Consider the following 19644-nt stretch of genomic DNA (forward strand, 5'->3'; position numbering starts at 1 on the left):
CAATCATTGGAAAGCCGGCTGAGACGGGAGAGTTTACTTCATCTGGGCGGTTTCGATATGACCGCGAGTTCCAATACGTGTCGCATAGCCTAAGACTGGGTTTGCAGTGCCGTTACCGTAGATTTTTGCGGTATTTGTGCTTTTAAGTCCCGAATTATTAGTATAGGCCTCATCAGTTCCAGTCATATTTTGAGCCTTGCCATCAGCATCCTTATACAAGCCTATGTTTACATAGCTGTAGCCGTAGTTATCTGCAAAACGACTTGTTGTAGGAATAATCGTAGACTCCCACAATCCTGTAACGGCTTCAGTAGAAACATCAACACCAGCACTGAGAGTCACAGCTTCCCTTTTTACTTTTTCAGAAGAAGCAGAAATCACATTCTCAAGACATGCCATTTTAGGCTTCTGCGTAGAACTCATGTAGTAGCCGATGTAAGGAATCACATATTTTCCATCAGCAGAAACTGCCGTGTCCAGCCTGATGTTAGTTCCTGTAAATGCGTAGGCATCAACTGTCACGACCTGAGGAGTATTATCATCATAACTTGAAAGATAAGCATACAGCAAATCCGCTTTGGCTCCGTCATAAGATGCAATATGGATACCTCCAGCTTTATCAACCGCAATCTGACAATTTTCTCCGGCATCAGCCCTAAGCGAAACAGGTGTAGCCCAATAACCGTCACCTGTAGTAGAACCTAAATCATTATCATTGCACGGACTCTTCTTGTAACTGTACCACCAGGAATTTACACTCGCATCATACCAGGTTGCGACAATTACATCATCAGAAACAGTCGTTCCCTTAATTACATCAATAGAAACATAGGTTCCGGCTTTTGCTGTCATGCTTGGAGACGCTATAGTGCTGAAATATTCAGGCTTTGAATTTGAATCAAATGCTTTATGAGAATTCCAGTCCAAGCCCCAATTCATTTGATCTGCAAATTGATCAAATGTATATCCCCTATCAGTATATGCACCTACCGTGGCATTAGTCAGGTTTCCCCATTTAAATCGAATTTCAGCATTCAAATCATCATAGTATGCAAGGAATACATAAGTATCACTTCCATGAACGGTCGTTGTAAGTGAAGGTGACGCAAATCTGTCTTCCAAGAAAACGAACCCAGAGAAGTTTACACCGTTGTATGTTCCAGACGGAGCTCCGATATTATCAATACGAGATTCATGTAATCCCTCATAGTTACCTGATGTAGCCAATTCACCTTTACCCCATAAACTTGTCATATATGCAAGACGTCCTGCACTACCATTATCTCCCGGATTTGTATCCAGACCAACGGTAATGCCATGAGTATTTCCGTTTTCATCAACGGTAAATCCACAGCTAGTGAAGCGGGCAAAGTTTCCTACCCAAGTTGTGTAAGAGGTGTCCTGTCCGTTTGCCATACAGTAGTTTGCAGGGCCTGAGTTAAATCCGAAGTTCAGCATACCGTTCTTAGGGTTAATCTTCATTATTGGCTCAGTGATGTAACCAGAAGTCTGAGAGATACCAGCATCCTTGAACTGCCAGATGTCAATTACCACATCATCCGTCAGCAAATTGTTGTTGTCCCCGTTCGGCTGTCGGTTGTAGTAGTTGTTATAGGCTGTCGTATTTCCTGTAATTCCAATTGTCTCTGAATAAACGTAAGCACCCTTAGAATTGTTGTTGTTTAAGTTATTGAGGGCCGGAATTTCATTTACTGTAAGATTGTATTTGCCGGAGGTCGCGAGACTTGAAATCGCAAGGCTTGTGTTAGTTCCCAGGTTAAATCCAGTAAATTCCATGGTCTCATCATTTTTAACAGGATAATGACCTTTTGCAGTCCGGGCATACACGCTAGGATTATTGGCTTTTAGAGAAGCTAATTTTGTAGAAACCTTCGTGATGTAAGGAACAACGTCCATCTGGTAAATCGGCTTGTTTGTCTCGCCATCGTCTACTTTATATGTAACAATATTAGAAAGTTCCTGCCCCGGAATATAGTTTTCACTGACTGTCGGAGCGGAAAGTTTTGTTTCATCACTGACGTTACCCGCCCGGTCTATTGCTGTAACTGTAAGAACCATGTCCTTAGCAGCCACGGTACTCACTTTCTCCGTGTTGATGCTCAGTGTCCAGAAAATTTTGTGGCCTTTCTGGCCGAAGTAGACTTTGTCGTCGAATACTCCGTAGGTATCAATTGTCCTGCCGTTTTCAGTTTTGACGACTTCAATTTTTGCTTCGTAGCCGTCACTATCTATCGATTTAGAAGAAGTGCCGTCGTAAAGCTCCCAGACGGAATTTTCGTTCTTGTAAGTAGCGATTACTTCATTATTGAAAGGCGTTACACTTCCATTGCCGAATGAGAATTTGAGGGAAGCCAGGGAATGTTCGTCGTAGGCGGTTCCTGTAAACGTGATTTTTCCCGAAACTTTTGGATCATCTCCAAGGGAAGAAGTTATTGCGGAAATACCTTTGATGTCATTCTCAAGTTCGATGTGTCCCTTCAGGTCACCCACTTTTTCTGCAGCGGAAGAATCATAGATAGAATTTGAATTGAGGTTCTGCCAGTAGAATGGGTTCACTACAACCGTCGGCTTTGTTCCGTCAGTGAGGTCGAATGTAAATCCCTTGACAAGGACAATGGCTTTCTGAGAATCATAGCCTGGGCTGGTTTCTTCGGTTTCATCCCAGAATGTAAATGAGAAATTCTTGTCTGAACCATCCCCTTTCTCATTTTCTGTCCGGCCGTCATCAGTTTCTTTGTTTTCATCAAAGTTCGTGATGCCTGTGAGCTGGCTGTTTTCGAGGACATAGGCGTAGAAATTGTTGTTTTTTGCACTTGCGCAGAATTTGTCGGCCGAGATTTTATATTTCTGGCTTTCGGCCACATTCGTGAGGCTTGTTGCGGAAGTGCCGGTCGCTTTTTTGCCTGCAATTGAAGCAAGGAGATCCGAGCCGCTTCCACTTACTGCATCTTCATTTGAGGCATCCTTCTTTGCGACCAGCCTGATTGTCTTGTTTCCGCCCACGATTTCCGGGACGACGGCAAGTTTGTTCTTTGCTGTGAAAGGACCTGCTCCAAATTCATTTCCAAAATTTGCAAAATCAATTGTATAGCTTGACTGAGCAAGTCCTGTCTTTCCGATGACGCTGTATTCCTCGAACTCGTTTGTCTCAAAGTCATTGTTGTCGTTCAAGTCGGTTGAGAGGAAGAGTTTTGCAAGGCGCGGTGCATTATTCGTAATATTCGTGTTGACAGTCTGACCGGCTACGTTTCCGGCTTTGTCGAAAGCGAGGATTACAAGGCTGATAGGACCGTCCGGCATATTGTCCGAGTGAATTGTTGCGTCCCAGGTCCAGGTCTTTCCAATTTTTGAGAATGATTCAGGCATTCCGTCGCCGTCATCGCCTTTCTCAAAATCAAAAGAAGTGCCTGCATAGCTTCTAAGTTTTTCGGTTGCGCTGTTGTCAATTACCTGGGCAATCGGGAAATATGCAGATATGCTTTCTTTTGCCGCAGCCAGAGACGGTGTAAAGGTAACTGTACTTGAGTTGATTTTAGTGATTCTTCGGAGTACGCCGTCAATCTGAATGAGGCCGCCTACCCTCACATAAGAATCAGCTGCAAGAGAAGCCGCCGTAAAGGTTTCTGCCGAGGCACTTCCAGTATATTCTTTTGCGTAAAGATAGAATTTTTCACTTCCCTGAGTAAATTCAAGTTTTTCAAGATTTTCCATCTCAACTTTGGAATCATCAGTTCCGCTCGTAATCATTGGATCCATGACCACTTCTTTCGAGAATGTTCCAGTCGTTCTAGTCACTTCATTTTTTCGCATGTAATAGAAGACGACATTTTCCAGGCCGGAACCTTCATCCATGGAAGAGCCTGCAATCGTGAACCTGTAGTCGGAATTTTCGATTGAAGAGAAATCGCTTGTGCCGTCAGCTTTTTTGAAGAGGGTGCCGTTTCCAGAAAGACTGTCCAAAGTCGGGGCAATTTCATCAATATTGAAGCTGAATTCCTGTGAGGCGCTGTGTTCCTCATCAGTTGCGTTGATTTTGATTTTGACGTTAGCAGAATCTTTTGGAATCGGAATGTAAAGTCTGACTCCCTTCTTTGAGTTATCAGAATTGGAAATACCTTCTTTAACAAAGAAGTCGCTGCCTTTTGAGAGAGAAGTGCCGTTTTTGAAGACTGTATAATCCTTAACCGAAGTATCATCGAGCAGGCTCGCGACAAGAGTCCAGCATCCTTTGAGGTACATGTCAGCTTCATAAACTTTGCTTGATGCAGGGGCGACTGAAGGACAGGCCGAAATTGCTGAGCTTCCGTCACCGTATTTGTCGATTTCAGCAGAGATTACAGGAGCCTTATTGTCGATGTGAATTGCAATCAGGTTGTCTCCGCTTGTCCATGCACCGAATTTGCCCTCAGCGTTTACACCGCAGGCACGGATTGTAATATTTCTTGTTCCGCTATCTGGATTCAGCTCACCATTTTCGTTGAGCTTGATGTTCCATGCACCGGTTCCGCTGGCCTTGATTCCCCACCAATTCTTGAGATCGTCATTTGACTTGAAGCCGTATGCCTTTAAGTGGTCCTCGCTGATTTCAGTTGAAGAAGTTATCGACTGATTTCCGGTGACTTCCCTGAGAACATCATAAGCACTTACGACCGTGTAATGATAATAATTTTGTGCCTTGTAAGAATCTGTTCCTTCTACTGATGCCTCCGCCTTTCCTGTGAAGAGGGCATTTTCATCTGCAATCTGGAAGTAGATTGAATTGACCGTAGTCGTTCGGGAAGGAATTTCTGCCGAGCCTGTAGCGCGAATAGTTCCACCCAGGACTGCATATCTTTCCGTTTCTGAGACGTAATTTTCTTTATTCGGGTAAGAGAATTCAAGTTTCGGTTTGTCTGCGTCCGGGTTGTGCCTGATGACAAAGTCTGTTTTTGCCGAGCAGTTGTCCAAATCGTCAGTCGCAAGGAAGAAGACCGGGAGCGTGTAAACTCCGTCGCTGGTAATGTTTTCTCCGGCGTATGTTTCTGAATCATAAGAGTCGAACTTGTCATTTTTGTTTCCGTCGAAGTCAAACTGCCAGGCCGTTACGGAAGATGCATGGGCAAGGGCTGAGCTTCCGCCCTTCCAGCTGAGACTCTTGAGGTAATCAAGCTTGTCCTTGTCTGTAGTTTTTGAATTGTAGGTGTTTAGCTCGTCTACAGTTGGAACAAGCCACTGAATGTCCTTGCTGCCGGCAATTCCCGTGTCGCTTGCCGTTCCTGCAATTGAGACTGAGCCGGAAACTTCATCGCCGGAAGTCGGAGAGCGGATTTCGATTGTCGGAGCCGTATTGTCAACATTTATCTGGAATGCTCCGTTTCCTGAGAGGGCGGCATTGTCATAAGGGGTTACAGAAACTGAAAGCTGACCGGTTCCGGCATTTTCAAGGTCGATAAAGTCCGTACTCCAGCTTGCGTCGCTCTCTCCCGAAGAAGATGGCGTGAAAGTGCCGCTTAAAGTGCAGTCAGTCATTTCCAAATCACCGATTTTTGCTGCCGTAGTCAGCTTGATGATTGAAGTCTCGTCTTCTTTTTTGAGTTCGACGGTCATTCCTGCGATTCCGCTCGCATCCCAGGCCGTGAAATACAATTTTACGAACCTTCTTGAGTTTCCGCCCGCATTGAAGCTTGCATTCAAGGTTGCATTAGAGGTCGCTTTTGCGCTCGTCGTTAAGGCAAATTCATTTCCGCTGTCGTCCTTTGCGACGTCTGAAGTTTCTGTCGCGTAAGGAAGTCCTTCGCCCAGCTTAACGACAGGGTTGGTTCCGTCCGAACTGTAAGTAAATTTTTCCTTATTTACGCTTTCGCTGGCGGCAGAGCCCTTTACATAAATCTTTGGATTTCCGACATTCGGTCTGCCTGTTGCCGCTGTCGCCGTCGTGTAGAATTTTCCCCCTTCATTATCTTCTATATAAATGTAGAAGGATTTTACTCCGTCTTCCGTGTCTGAAGGCTGGAAAGTAAAGTCTCCGGTGCTGTTTGCAAGATTTATGGGTTCGCTTCCGCTTCCTGTGTATTCGCTTTCCGTGATGAAGAGTTTTTTGATTGTCGAAGAATTTGTTGAGTCATCGTCCGTGATTGTTCCCGTTACCTGGGCATTGCTTCCGTACTTGAGGATGTAAGATGAACCGTTTGGATTGAGGTTGTTGATTTTAACTTTCGGCCGGTCAGTGTCCTGGGAAATTTTTACGAGCAGGGCCGGAGAATAGCCCGTGTTGCCTGATTTGTCCTCGCCCACAGCCTGAATGTAGTAGAATTTTTCGTCCTCATAGGAAGTCGTGTTAAAGCCTGACGCGGTGAATGTGTAGCTACCCTTAATTGTAAGTCCAGAGCTTTCCTGCCAAGAAGTGCTGTCATTTGCAGGAGGCGCAGAAGGTTTTGCATCAAATTTTGCGTAGCGAAGATGCTTAATCGTATTGCTCTTTTCGTCAGAATCGTTTTCGGGCAGGGTGTTTCCGTCCTTTACGCTTCCAGAAAGAGTCATCTCGCCGTTGATTTCAATTATGTCGCTTGTTGAAGGCTCAGCATCTTTTGGCGTGTCCAGACTGACTGTCGGATCATCCGTATCGATGATGAGGGTCGCAAGGTTTACGGTCTGTGAGTTACCCACGCCTGCATCATCAGTTACGATTGCCGAAATTGATGTCGAGCCGTCCGGGGAGTCTGCAAAGAATTTGTCGGCCTTGATTTCAGCCTTCCAGCTCCAGTTTTTGTCGCCAGATTTTGCATTTGCAGGAGAAGTAATCTCGATTTTTCCGTATTCGCCGTCTTTTTCAGAGATTTCCTTTTCTCCGTTTTTGATGACTATGCTTCTAAGTCCGGCATCTGCGTCAGAGGCAATTCCGGTGATTGTGATTTTTGAGCCGGCTTCCTTGTTGGTGTAGAAGATGTCGGCCTCCCCCTCAGCTTTCGTTCGGCTGGCAAGAGGAACCTGATTGTCCACGTTGATTGAAATATCCGGGTGCATGAGATATCCGTTTTGAGCATCAGCCGAATTATCCTTAAGCTTTATTCCGTCGAGAAGGGCGTTTCCAACATTGTCAACGGCCACAAGGAAGAGGTAGTTTTTGCCGACAGCGAAGCCTGAAATTACGTTGTCATAATTGGCTGTAACCGTGGCATAAGATTTTTTGCCGGCTCCGAGGCTTGCGAAGTCTTTTGCGAAATTCTCATAATCAGTATTTGACTCGTTGAATTCAATTTCATCGTCGTCCTCGTTCGTGAGTTTTCCGTCTGCTTTCGGGGTATAGAATACCCTCTTTTCCTCATATTTTTCCTTAGCCAGTGGTGCAAAGTATCCGTCTGCAAGTTCCTTGTAATTTGCAATAAAGGAGTCAGCTTCTGAGCGGATTGCGGCATTTCCCCGCTCGCCGGAAATCAGCCTGTAGTAAATCATTGCAAGACCGCTGCCGTTTTCCCGGAAAGCACCGCGGATTTTGACCGTGCTTGCGTTTCCGTAGGTTCCGTCAGAATATTTGCCGCCTACGTCCTTGTCCAGATCGTCATTCCAGAGTGCATCTGAAGAAGAAATGTCATCGTTTGCAAGCTCGCCAATCCTGAAGAAGAGGTCCTTTCGGTTTGCATCGATTGCGTGAATTCCTTTTGGGGCAATGTTGTCGAATTTTACGGAAAGTTCATGTCTCTTTTCGTTGCCCGCATGGTCTGTAGCCACTAAGGTCAGCTTGACTGAATCTCCGGGGTATTTTGAAGAAGAAAGGTCGAGGTTATAAACCGGAAGGGCCGTCACAGTCTTTATCGGGACAGGATTTGCATCGTTCAGGTTTAAGTCGGCATAGATTTTGATTGATTCAATTCCGGCCTTTGCATCCTGAACGGAACCAGTCAATGAGAAATTATCTCCGTTATGGGCATAGAAGACCGGAGCCTCGTTTTCTGTCGTCCTAAAGACAGAGTAGACCTCAGATTCGTCGGAAAGTGAAATATTTTTTACTTCCGGATCAACCGCATCAACATCAATTCTGAAAATCGTTGAGGCTGATTTGTTTCCGGCCTTGTCCAGAATCGTCGCTTTTACGGCGTAAGGCTTTTCCTGAAGCGTTGCAAGGAAGGCCTGAGGAATTGTCGCCGTCCATTTTTTTCGGTTTACGTCACTTGCACCGCTTGCGGACGTAATAGTTGCAGAAATTTCACTTACGTCTTCTGAAATTTTAAGAGGCTTTGAAGTATTGTCCTCGAAAATCGTAAGCTTGACCGAAGCAAGACCAGCCGCATCATCAGTTGCACTTCCAGTCACTTCAATCGGCAGCTTTTTGTTTGAATACTGGGTGCCGGTTCTGTCTGATTCAAAGGAAGGAGACTCAGAATCAATATAGATGTAGAATTTCTTGACCTCGCTGTGATTTCCGGCAATATCTGAAGCCATCATGTAAACGATGTTTGGCCGGGCATTTCCATCTTCATCATTATTTACGATGAATTCCCCCAGGTTTTGCGCGAAAGTTTCAAAGTCGCTTTCTTCATCCCGCTTGGTCACAAAAGAATTCTGGAAGTCGGAAACTTTTGAAGGAGCGACGTCCTCTTCACCGGCTTTTACCACCTTCCAATAAACGGATTCGATTCCACTCTCAGACTGAGGCTCTTTCCAGGCGCCTGAGAACAAAAGGGATTCCGCATTATACCAGCTGTGGCCGCCCTCCCCTTCCGTGTGGGAATAAGGCTTTTTATTTACCATGAAAGGAGATTTTTCGTAATCTTCAACCCAGGCTGGAGCGCTTTTATCAACGCCGATATCGAGGTCAACGTGAGACTCCTGCTTGTAAATGTCTTTTGCCTCGATGTGAAGAAGATATTTTCCGTAGGCACCTTCTGGAAGCTTGAATTTTCCAGTGAAGGAATAAGTCTTGTCGGCGTTTTCATTTTCGTCGATGGCAATATCCATGACTTCACAGGCTTTTACCCGCTGGCCATCAATCACGCTATAAACATAGCCAGAAACGGTCAGTCCGACCAGCTTTGAAACAGTACCGGCAAGGGCAATGTCAGTATTAGCAGAAATCCAAGAATTGTTTGAAGGGGCCGTGACCCGCAAAACCGGAGCACCTGAATCTACACCGATGGCGAAAGGACCTGTGACATTGATTCCGGTCGCATTGTTTTCGTCGCCGTTTGTCTCAGAACGGATGAAGTCCCTGGCGACAATCTTTACGTTGTAAGTTCCAGGTTCAGTCGGCAGGACATAATTGATTGAGTCCGAAGTTTTGGCCGGCATTTCAGTTTTTGCAGGTTTTTCCGGCTGCTGGCTTCCCGCCTTCCAGATGAAAATCTCGTAATCGACAATAGAATCATCGTCAGAAACGGCAATCTGAAGCCTGTTATTGTTGGTGATTCCGAAGAGGTTTTTTCCTTCCTCGATGCCGCTTTCCTCAGTGATGTCGCAATCCGCATTTCCAAGCGTGATTTTTGGGCGGTTAGTCTCCTGATGAATCACGAAATTCTTTCCTTCTGGATTTTCAGAAGTCGAATTCAGCAGTTTTGAGGAATAAGTTCCCACGTTTCCGGCCTTGTCTTTTGCAGTCACGACAAATTCAGTCTGAATCTTCTGGTCGCTGTCGCCGAAAAATTTTGTGATTATGTTCGTATCTATCGGAATGTTGATTGAGAAGACTTTTCCCAGTTTTCCGTCAAAATTTCCGTCCTGAGAAGTGTCATCAAGTCCAAGTTCCTTTTTTTTTGCAATAAGTTCCGAAAGGATTGAGCGGGGCTGAGAATCTCCAATGCTTGCGAGAATATCATAGGAAACCGCATCCTCGTCATCAGAAAGATTCAGGTCCTCGACGTTGCCCACGATTGTGATTTTGCCGTTGAGGTAGATGTTTGAATCCCCGGCTCCGAAATAGTCCTGGCCGATTACGCTTGGATTAATCGAAGAAATGACGACTTTTGGCTTTACCGTGTCGATGTGAATGCTCTGAACTGCTTCGCCTTCATGGGCTGAGGAAGATTTTCCTGTGATTTTAACGGTTGCAAGCCAGTGAAGGCCAGTCTGCTCAGCCTGATTGAATTTTTCGATTAAGCCGGTGAATTTTGCCGCATCAAGATGCCATTTTTCTTCCGAAGAGTTCCAGGTCAAAGCCTTAGTTTCAGACTCCGTCCAGATTTTTGCTTCGTTTTCAATCATGCAGCTTATTTTGTCGCTATATTCCCCGATGAGGGCGTTACTTGATTCGTCAGTGATTCTAACTTCTGCGGAAAGCTCAGTGATATAAAGCGCCGATGATGAAATTACGGCTGTACCCTGGAATTCCGGCTTTTCAAAGTCAGGCCAGACAGAAAGGTTTCGCGGGCTCTCAAAAGATATAATCGGAGGAATGCCCGCCGTGTTTCCCTCAAAGCCATAGACAACTTTCTGGGAGAATTCAACGTCATCGATATCGTAGCCGCTTATGCCAAGAATGTAGTATTTTGACATTTCGATTCCTTCCGGCAGGGTAACGCTGAAAGTTTTTGTGACTACGGAATTTCCCTTTGAGTTATTGAGTGAATAATCGTAGATAAGTTTCCATGAGTCGCCGTTTATGCTGATTTTTGTCGCAGGATTTTCTTCAGTCTGGTGAATGGCATCCATGAATTCAGTTTCTTCCCGCTCAAGGGCTTCAACTTCCTTTTCAAGCTGATTCAGGTCGGCCTTTATCGGCTCGGGATCTGAAGGGCGGGAAGACAAAGTCTTCATCCATACACGCACGTTTTCAGGAGCGATGTTTGTTCCGTCGAGACCAGCAGAAATTGTTACAGAAACAGTGTTTCCGGTTGAGGCAGACTGAAGGGGATCGTCGGGATTAAAACCGAATTCAAAGCCGTTTACAATGTAAGTCGGATTTGCCTCCGGGTTGAGTGAGAAAGCAAGCTTGTTTGCCATGGGTTCCGTGCCACTTGAATCAGAAGTGTCGTATCTTTTTTCTTCAAGCATGGCAAGAATTTCATCACGGTCCAAATCACCGTCATAAACGCCGGAGATAATATCCTTGAGATTTGAGGCACTGAGACCAAGCCCCTTTTTGCTGCTGATCAGGGAAGAATAAACATCGTCGTAAAGATAGAGGGAAGAAGTTGAATTTCCAAGCTCGTCAGCCTCTTTAGTAGCGGCATTTCGCGAACCGTCATCCCAGGGATTTTTGTAAACCTTAGTAGAGTCAGTCAGCTTGATTTCGGCATAGTAATATTCGGTGCCGGTTTCAAGGGGATGAAGCTGGGAATAGCGGCTGTTTGAAGCCTGATTTCCGTACTGGGCAATCTGAACGCTGGTACCGCCGGCAGTCGCAATGTCTTCCTCGCGGTAGAAAGGAATATTTGAGCCCTCGTAGGATTCTGATGAAACGCAAACACCGTCAGCATCGAAAATCTTTACGTCCATGTAAGTAATCGTGTGATTGTCAGAAATCGTGCCGTCAATCGTAAAAATCGAACCGTAAGCTGAAGGACTCAGGCCGGTCTTTTTTATGACGCCCGGATTTGAAATGATGAAAAGAGGCGGAGTGTTGTCGATTTCAAAAGTTTTTGAGTAAGTTCCGGAATTATTGCCGGCATTATCAAAGGCCGTGACACTGAATTCGTATTTTCCGTCAGGATATTGCCAGCCGTTGTGATAGAATTGATTGCCGGAATCATATTTATTGACGTCAATCCACCAGCGGTTTTTAGAAATGTCATAATCAGCAAAATATTTTTCAGAAATTTTGCCACCGTCATCAAGACTTTTTACGGAAACAGTGATGTAAGAAATAGACTTATCATCAGAAACAGAACCGGCCAGGATAAAGCTGTCCCGGATTGCAGAACCAGAAGCTTTCGGGTAATCAATAGAAAGAACCGGAGCTTTCGTATCAATCGCGCTGCCCAGACCAGATTCTTCACCACAAGATGAAAGAAGTGCCCCCAAAGAAATAATAATGAAAACAAAGATGAAATAAGATATAAAGTTCCTTTTCATATTAACCTCCAGCAAAGAAGAAACATTTTCGGGTATTTCCTTATCGAAACATTATATCTAATACTTTAACGAATCTTAAAGCTTTTTCTTAAAAAATTCATAAAATTTTAAGAAATTTGTTAAATTTTTTGACTTTTTTGCTTTTACATTGCCGAAAACGAAAAAATTTTGGCAATTAATATGTGTAAGGAAAAAGAGCTTACACATATTTATTCAAAAGGAGTTTTTATGAAAAAGAAAATTACAAAACTATTGAATCCTCGTCTTGATCCCAACTTCAAGGCGATTTTTACTCAGCCGACCGAAGATTCGCGAAAGGCTCTAAAATCTTTCCTGACAGCGGCGATTGGGCGGCAAGTTACAAAGGTCAAGGTCATTGAAAACGAACCGGCGAAAGAATACGCGGAACAGCGCGGCATCAGCTACGACATCAACTGCACTTTTGATGACGGCGAAAACGCACAGATTGAACTTCAGGGCTTTGACAGGGAATATGACTACGGAAAGCGGGCGGAATATTACGTCTCCCGGCTTGTAAGTTCAACGCTTGAAGTCGGTGATGATTGGAGCAAGGTTCCAAAGGCCTATCAGATTTCCGTTTTAAACTTCAAATATGATAAAGACAAAGATGAAGCAATCCATCACTACACGATGACGGACATTAAGGATGGAGCAAGACTTTCAGACACGCTGAACATAATTTTCATCGAGCTTTCCAAGATTCCGCCTCTAAATGAAGAAAACGCTGAGGAAAACTTGCCAAGCATCGTAAAGTGGTGTAAATTCTTAAAGGAAGCGGATAATCCGGAAAAGAAGGATTTGTTGAACCGACTTGTAAAAAGTGAGGAGGGCATCATGGCAGCAGAAACTACGCTAAGCAAACTAAGCCAGGAACGCTGGCGATGGATAATCCAGGGGCAAATTGAAGGCCGTGAACGCGACATCCGCTCGGGTTATATTGCTCATGAACAAAAAGGTCTGGAACGTGGCCGCAAGGAAGGAGCGCTAAATACTGCCATTGCCAACGCGAAGAATTTGCTTCGGATGAATCTTGGCACTCCAGAGCAAATTGCTCAAGCTGTTGCCCTTCCACTGAAACAGGTACTGGCTCTAAAAGAGGAAGTCAAGGATGAAATTGACGTCAAATAATGTGGCGGTGATTGTTTAAGTGAACGTTCTTACAAAAAAACAGCCCGCATGTACGATAGATTGTCGTGCATGCGGGCTGTGGTGTTTTTGAATAATTTGCCGCCATTTTCAAATTTTTTTGGAATTTTCTGACTTCTTTCATTTTGCATTGCCGAAAACGCAAAAATTTTGGCAATTAATATGTGTAAGAAAAAAGAGCTTACACATATTAATTCAAAGGAGTTTTTATGAAAAAGAAAACAAAGGCAATTAAGAATAATCGAACGAGAGTAAAGGATAAGACGGCAAAAACAGTAAACTTGCCGGGCATTGACGCAACGAAAAGGACTTTCCGGGATACGCTCTTCCGCTCGATTTACAGTGGCAAGGATGATCGGAGCAAACGCTGGCTTCTCTCGCTTTACAACGCGCTTAGTGACAAAAACTACACCGACATTTCAGCTCTCGAAATCACCACGATTGATGATGTCATCTACGTCACCATGAAGAACGACCTGTCCTTCCTGATAAACTCGGAGATGCACCTCTTCGAGCAACAGTCTACGGTCAATCCCAACATGCCGCTCAGGGGACTGATTTACTTCTCCCAGCTTTATCAGAAGGAAGTCGCAAAGCAGAATCTGGACATTTTCGGCCGGGCGAGAATCAAGATTCCTTCGCCGAAGTTTGTTGTATTCTACAACGGTCAGCAGGAACAAGACGATATCGTAAAATACAGGCTTTCCGATTTGTTCGAAGTAAAAGATGAGAGCAGAGAGTTCGAATGGACGGCAACCGTAATCAACATCAACAAAAATCACAACGAATGTCTTCAAAAAAAGTGCGAGTCGTTGTATCATTATTGTGTCTTCGTTGACCGGGTAAAGACGAATCTGGACAAAAGAATGAAGCCGGAAGACGCAATCAACGAGGCCGTGGACTTTGCCATTAAAGGCAATTTTCTAGACGGATACTTTAAGGAGCAGCGGATGAATATTGTCGGAAACCTTCTCACAGAATTCAATCAGGAAGACTATGACCGTAACCGCCGTGCCGAAGGCTACGAGGATGGCTATGACGACGGCAGAGCGATTGGTCGAAGTGAAGGTAAAATCGAAGGTGAACGACAGAACGCCATTGCTAACGCGAAGAACTTGCTCAGTGAAACCGATTTATCCCCAGAGAAAATTGCAAAGTGTTGTTCCCTGCCGCTGGAACAGGTGCTGGCACTCAAAGAGGAAGTCAAGGATGAAATTGCCGTCAAATAATGTGGCGGTGATTGTTTAAGTGAACTTTCTTACAAAAAAACAGCCCGCATGTACAAAAGATGTCGTGCATGCGGGCTGTGGTGTTTAGACTTTCACTTGCCTACTCTTTCTTCAGGTAAGCTGTTTCGTAAGCCTTTGAAGTCTTATATGCAAGAACTGAATCAACAGTTGCCGGAGTTGCAGTTTTTGGCTGTGTTGTATCCAGCTGATTCTGCAGGACTGAAGCTGTTGTTGAACTCCAGTTATTGCTTGACTCAATAGAAACCTTATTCTCCTTGAGTGCGTAGTGACCAGTTCCGAGTGCCGGGATAATCATGAAATCCCAGCGGTTTTCGTGAACTGTATCACCGGCAGGAGCAACTGTACGGTAAGCATATTTGACGCTGTTTGCACCGTCAACCTTCATGCTGACTTCACCAGAACAAGTCTTACCTGTATCAAGTCGCGTCCAGTTTGCAGCTACATTTGGTTTTTGTGCAGAAGCACACACAACCTTAAGTCTAGAGTTAGTTGCATCGTAATAAGCTACAACAGGGTATCCTTTTCCTGTACCAGTTGAAAGATCATCAATTGCAGCACTTACGAGCTCAAATGCTGCAACCAGGGTGTCGCGCATTGTCAAACCTGTTACGCCGTTATTTGTGTTGTCAGATGTGAGCGTTACGATTTCTTTGAGGTGCCTGCGATATTGGCGCAAATCCACTTCCTTGCGCCCTTCCACCCTTCGCTCACGCTCATTCTTCCGCTCTCTTCGTTCGCTCCAGAACTTCGGGGTTCCACGGCTGGGCGGGATTTTCTGTAAAAAAAAGAGCTTCTCAGTTTATTTCTTAATTTTTTTTTGGATTTTTCTGACAAATTTGAATTTGCATTGCCGAAAACGCACTTTTAAAGGAAATAAATAGGTATGGAGGTAAGGAAAACATGCCAAGTTTTTTGGACACAATCGATCCGGCAATGCTCGCAAGAATCCAAGCAATGCGCCTCATGGACGATGACTTCATGACTGTAGTATTCGACGGGGACAACGAAATCACGGAATTTCTTCTGCGGATCCTTCTTAACCGTGACGATCTTCGCGTTAAGAAAGTCACGACTCAGAAAGAAAAACGGAACCTTTTCGGGCGTTCTGTCCGGCTGGATATTCTCGCTGAGGACACGCAAGGCAAAGTGTACAACGTCGAGGTTCAAAGGGCGGATGAAGGGGCGTCGTCCAAGCGGGTTCGTTACAATCAGGCTATGCTCGACAGCCACAGTCTCAAAAAGAAAGAAGACTTCACACAGCTTCCAGAAACGTATATCATCTTCATAACCGAGAATGATTATTACGGACTAGGGCAACCGTTCTACAAAATCAAAAGAACGGTTGAAGTGACCTCAACCGAATCCATGTATTTGCCATTTGACGACGGGTGTAATATAATTTACGTGAATGGAAGATATCGTGGTGATGACGCGCTCGGCAAATTGATGCACGATTTTTGTACGCCCAATGCCGATGAAATGAATTACAGCGAACTAGCGGAAAAGGTTCGCTACCACAAGCAAGAAACAGAAGGAGTCAGAACTATGTGTAGGATTGTTGAGGAATACGGAAAAGAGAGAGAAGCATTTGGCAGAGCAGAAGGATTGAAGCGTGGAGTTCACGAAACTGCCATCGCCAACGCTAGGAATGCCTTAAAACTCGGACTTGCTCCCGAACAGGCTTCACAAATCACAACACTCCCCCTGGAGCAAGTTCTTGCCCTCAAAGAGGAGCTTGAATGCGAAGCGGCCATTGTCAGTAACTAGCTAGCCGAAAAAGTTCGCTACCACAAGCAAGAAACAGAAGGAGTCAGAACTATGTGTAGGATTATAGAAGAATATGGAAAAGAAAGAGCGGCCGAAGCTAGAAAAATCGCTCTTGCAGAAGGCTTGAAACGTGGCTTAAAAAATGGCATTAAGCGAGGCGTACAAGAAACTGCCATAGCCAACGCGAAGAATTTGCTTTCTCTGAATAAACTTTCTGAAAAAGAAATCGCGGACTGTTGTTCACTCCCATTAGAGCAAGTTCTCGCCCTAAAAGAAGAGCTAGAACGCGAGGCCGCCGGCGTTACAAAATAGATTTTTGCAGAACCAAAATTCCACTGGACAAAAAAAATCGCCCCGAAAAGCTTTGCTTTTCGGGGCGTTTCATTGATATAAAAATTTATTTTCTTCAAACAATTAAATTCTACCAACAGCAACTGCTCGCGCAGCAGCTGCCGGCACTCAGATTAATTCAATCGCAAGCGGCACTTCAGCCGGAACCACGGTAGAAGAGACGACAACATACTCTGCAAGCATCGCAAAAACAGACAAGGATGCCGCTTCAGCTTACTCAATCACAGCCCCAAGCTTCGCAGCCTCTGCCGCCGACAACAAGTTCTACGCATACGTGCTTGAGAACAGCGTTCTCACAGGCAAAACCGCCTTCGCAGAAGCAGACGACGGTGATGGAAAGGCACTTTCATTTACGTTCTGGGACGAGACCGAGGAGACTACCCAGGGAACTGACTCACAGAAAGCCGTTGTGCTCGTCAAGGGATTCAGCTACGACCTCACCGACGGCAAATCACCGACTGTCGTTGTCAATCCGTTCTACTGGAAGGGCTTGAACAGCAACTCAATCTATGGTTCTGGCGCAAAGACCGGAGATTCTTACTCAGTCTCTTCAATCTCAGAATTGCAGGGACACATCGAGCTTGAATCAGATTGGAAGGAAACTGACGCTTACAAGAATAACGAGGCAGAGACCGACTCAACCAAGAAAAACTTTGTATACGACGGCGACCCGAAAGTCTCTGGTAAAATCACGTTCACTGGTACTGCTTACGACGAGCATTCTTTGAGTAAAATCACCTTCACATTTGGTGATAAATTTACGAACGAAGAACTTGCTCATTATGACACAGCGACAAGTGCTTGGGTAAAATCTGATGCAAAAATGGCAGATGATGGCTATGAAGTTACAATTGAAGATGCTGAAAAAGACTCAAAAGGAAACTCTGCAACTTACGGAGTTTACGAAGATACAGCCTTCTTTGGACAGAAAGGTCACAAGGTTTACTGGACTCTGAGCATAAACACTGCAAAAATCACAAAAATTGCTGATAAGGAGGTCACACTTACAGTAATCGCAGAAGACCTTGCAGCCAACACGACAAAGACAAGCGGTACAAATACAGCTGGAGAAAATGAAGTTCAAGCACCGGATAAGAGCACTGGCTACATCCCAGGCCAGGAGCTTTCAACAACCGTCAAGTACAGCGTAACTGACGGAACAACGAACTATCCGATTTACAAGATGGACGTTGTGCCATATATTACGTCGGTTGTGACAAAACTTGCAGGAAACGATAAAACTAATCCTGAGATTTACTCACGTACTGCAAGAGGTCATTACCCAATTTCAAGTAGCGAAAATTCCGTTACATTGAAGGGCTTCAATCTTGCCGAAGACAATGCTGACTTTACGTTGAACGAAACGACAATTTCTGGTTTGACAACTCGTGAATACGTACATACTGTCAACAGCATCGAAAGCATCAACAACAAGAACAATAACGGTTCTCATGGTGCATATAATGTAAGCGTAGAAGGTCTTGCTGAAAAGACAAAGGTTGCGAACATGTACAACCGTCAGCCAAATAACACGACAAACCTTACGCTCACGGATGATGTCTATTTCGATATATGGGAATTCAAGGACGGTGCACAAGGAAATAAAGGTAAGATAAAAGAGCCTATTATGCGTATAAATCCAAGTAATAATGTTGTAGGTTTCGCATTTGCAAGTGGCCCTGCACATTTCTGTATGCCAAGCCAGACAAATTCATTTGAGTTGTGGCAAAAGAACTATGCAGACTACAATGGAATTGCAATGGCTTATGACTATTCTGGATATGCACATACAATTGCTGTAGGTCTGGATACGGAACCTAATAGCAATTATGCAGGACGTATGAATTATACGAATAGTGCGTTTGGGCATAAAGGAAGAGGCGGTAACAGAAATGATGCTGATTATAAGGATCAATCTTATGGAAACTTCCAAAGAAGAACTCAAGTTGCTTTGGATTCAATAGGTGGTGCTGGTACACTTGATCAGGAACGTTTTTCCGATGTTTCCATTGCTACGGCGTCAGCAGAATCAGGTTTCCCAAGAGTCTATATTGCATATTGTGATACTAATAGCGAGCAGATAAGATTCAGGTACGGAGAAATTAATGCACTTACTCGATCCACAGGTGATGGAACTGCTAATTTCACTCAATTCGGTCAAATTAATGACTCTAAAAAGAAGGGTAGCAACGATGCAGTTTCTGATGATACAAATAATTCATATAATTTGCACGGAGCTTTTGATGCCCATGCTGATTACTATAGTTTAATTGCTGGTGGAAGTACAGGAAATGTTTCTGGAGAATATGTTTCAATTGATGCAATTCCTGGAACTGGCATTAACACTGATATTGTCGTGGTTGTTTGGTATGATGGTACAAACTTGAATTATATGTACCGCTATGGAACAAAAGATGATACCGATGCAAATTCTGATGCTGTAGCCAATAAGTGGTCAAAACCGAAGGTTATCTTTGAAGATGCTGGTGCATATTGTAAAATCAAGGCAGACTCAGTTGGTGGTATTCATATTGCATGTTTTGATGAAATTAATTCAGATTTGAAATATGCTTATATGCCAGGTTATAATTCTGAGACTATTTATAAGGCAACTGTAGATTCTTATTCACAGATTGGTTCAAATCTTGAACTTGATGTAGGTAGAAAAACAGCTACAGGAAATGTAATTCCATACATCAGTTATTATGCAGAAGGTATGAGATCAATGCCAAAATTTGCATATCTTCCAGATGGAATTAACAAAACAGCTCCAATTGTTCCAAATGGAGCTGATACTGATACGAACTTGTTTACTGGTTCATGGGAAGTTTCTTTGTTGCCAACAACATCAAAAGTTCGAAATGACAACATTCAGATTGCAGTATGGAAAAATAGAGCTAATGGGGTTATAAACTATACTCCAGCTTCTACCGCAACGGCAGTTGCTCCAACCGCAGACGGAAGTACGATTAAGCCAAATGGCACATCCGAAGTCGTTGTTGGTTATGCAATTACAAAAGGTTCAATCGGCTACATTGAAACTGCAATGCGCAAGTAAAATCACTCATTGAGGGAAAATATTCCCTCAATGACAAGAAATCCCCGA

General features: G+C 44.3%; 7 protein-coding genes. 5 read left to right on the top strand and 2 right to left on the bottom strand.

The genetic code is table 11. The features are described from left to right. Window positions 1-33: 33 nt before the first annotated feature. Window positions 34-12003, bottom strand: a complete 11970-nt coding sequence (locus tag HNP76_RS13265; protein WP_184661340.1) for an Ig-like domain repeat protein — start codon at window positions 12001-12003, stop codon at window positions 34-36. A 228-nt stretch (window positions 12004-12231) separates the two neighbouring features. On the opposite strand from HNP76_RS13265, the gene HNP76_RS13270 reads away from it, so the two are divergent. Both HNP76_RS13270 and HNP76_RS13275 read left to right on the top strand, forming a co-directional pair. Beyond that, on the top strand, window positions 12232-13152 hold the full coding sequence (locus HNP76_RS13270) for an Rpn family recombination-promoting nuclease/putative transposase (protein ID WP_184661342.1): 921 nt from the start codon (window positions 12232-12234) through the stop codon (window positions 13150-13152). Window positions 13153-13379: 227 nt separating this feature from the next. Further along, window positions 13380-14399, top strand: a complete 1020-nt coding sequence (locus tag HNP76_RS13275; protein WP_184661347.1) for an RpnC/YadD family protein — start codon at window positions 13380-13382, stop codon at window positions 14397-14399. A 100-nt stretch (window positions 14400-14499) separates the two neighbouring features. Here HNP76_RS13275 and HNP76_RS13280 read toward each other — a convergent pair whose 3' ends face one another. Next, window positions 14500-15120: a hypothetical protein gene (locus HNP76_RS13280; protein WP_184661349.1), complete on the bottom strand. Its 621-nt coding sequence runs from the start codon at window positions 15118-15120 to the stop codon at window positions 14500-14502. A 200-nt stretch (window positions 15121-15320) separates the two neighbouring features. On the opposite strand from HNP76_RS13280, the gene HNP76_RS13285 reads away from it, so the two are divergent. The 3 genes from HNP76_RS13285 to HNP76_RS13295 all read left to right on the top strand — a co-directional run bounded on the left by HNP76_RS13285 (window position 15321) and on the right by HNP76_RS13295 (window position 19596). Continuing rightward, on the top strand, window positions 15321-16187 hold the full coding sequence (locus HNP76_RS13285; protein WP_246462699.1) for a PD-(D/E)XK nuclease family transposase: 867 nt from the start codon (window positions 15321-15323) through the stop codon (window positions 16185-16187). Between the two features lie 51 nt (window positions 16188-16238). Further along, window positions 16239-16499 carry a hypothetical protein gene (locus tag HNP76_RS13290; RefSeq protein WP_184661351.1) on the top strand — a complete coding sequence of 87 codons (261 nt, stop codon included), beginning with the start codon at window positions 16239-16241 and terminating at the stop codon, window positions 16497-16499. Between the two features lie 313 nt (window positions 16500-16812). Beyond that, entirely contained in the window at window positions 16813-19596 is a 2784-nt protein-coding gene (locus HNP76_RS13295; RefSeq protein ID WP_184661353.1) for a hypothetical protein, read from the top strand. The last annotated feature ends 48 nt before the right edge of the window (window positions 19597-19644 follow it).

It is taken from the genome of Treponema ruminis (assembly GCF_014201975.1).
Lineage (GTDB): Bacteria > Spirochaetota > Spirochaetia > Treponematales > Treponemataceae > Treponema_D > Treponema_D ruminis.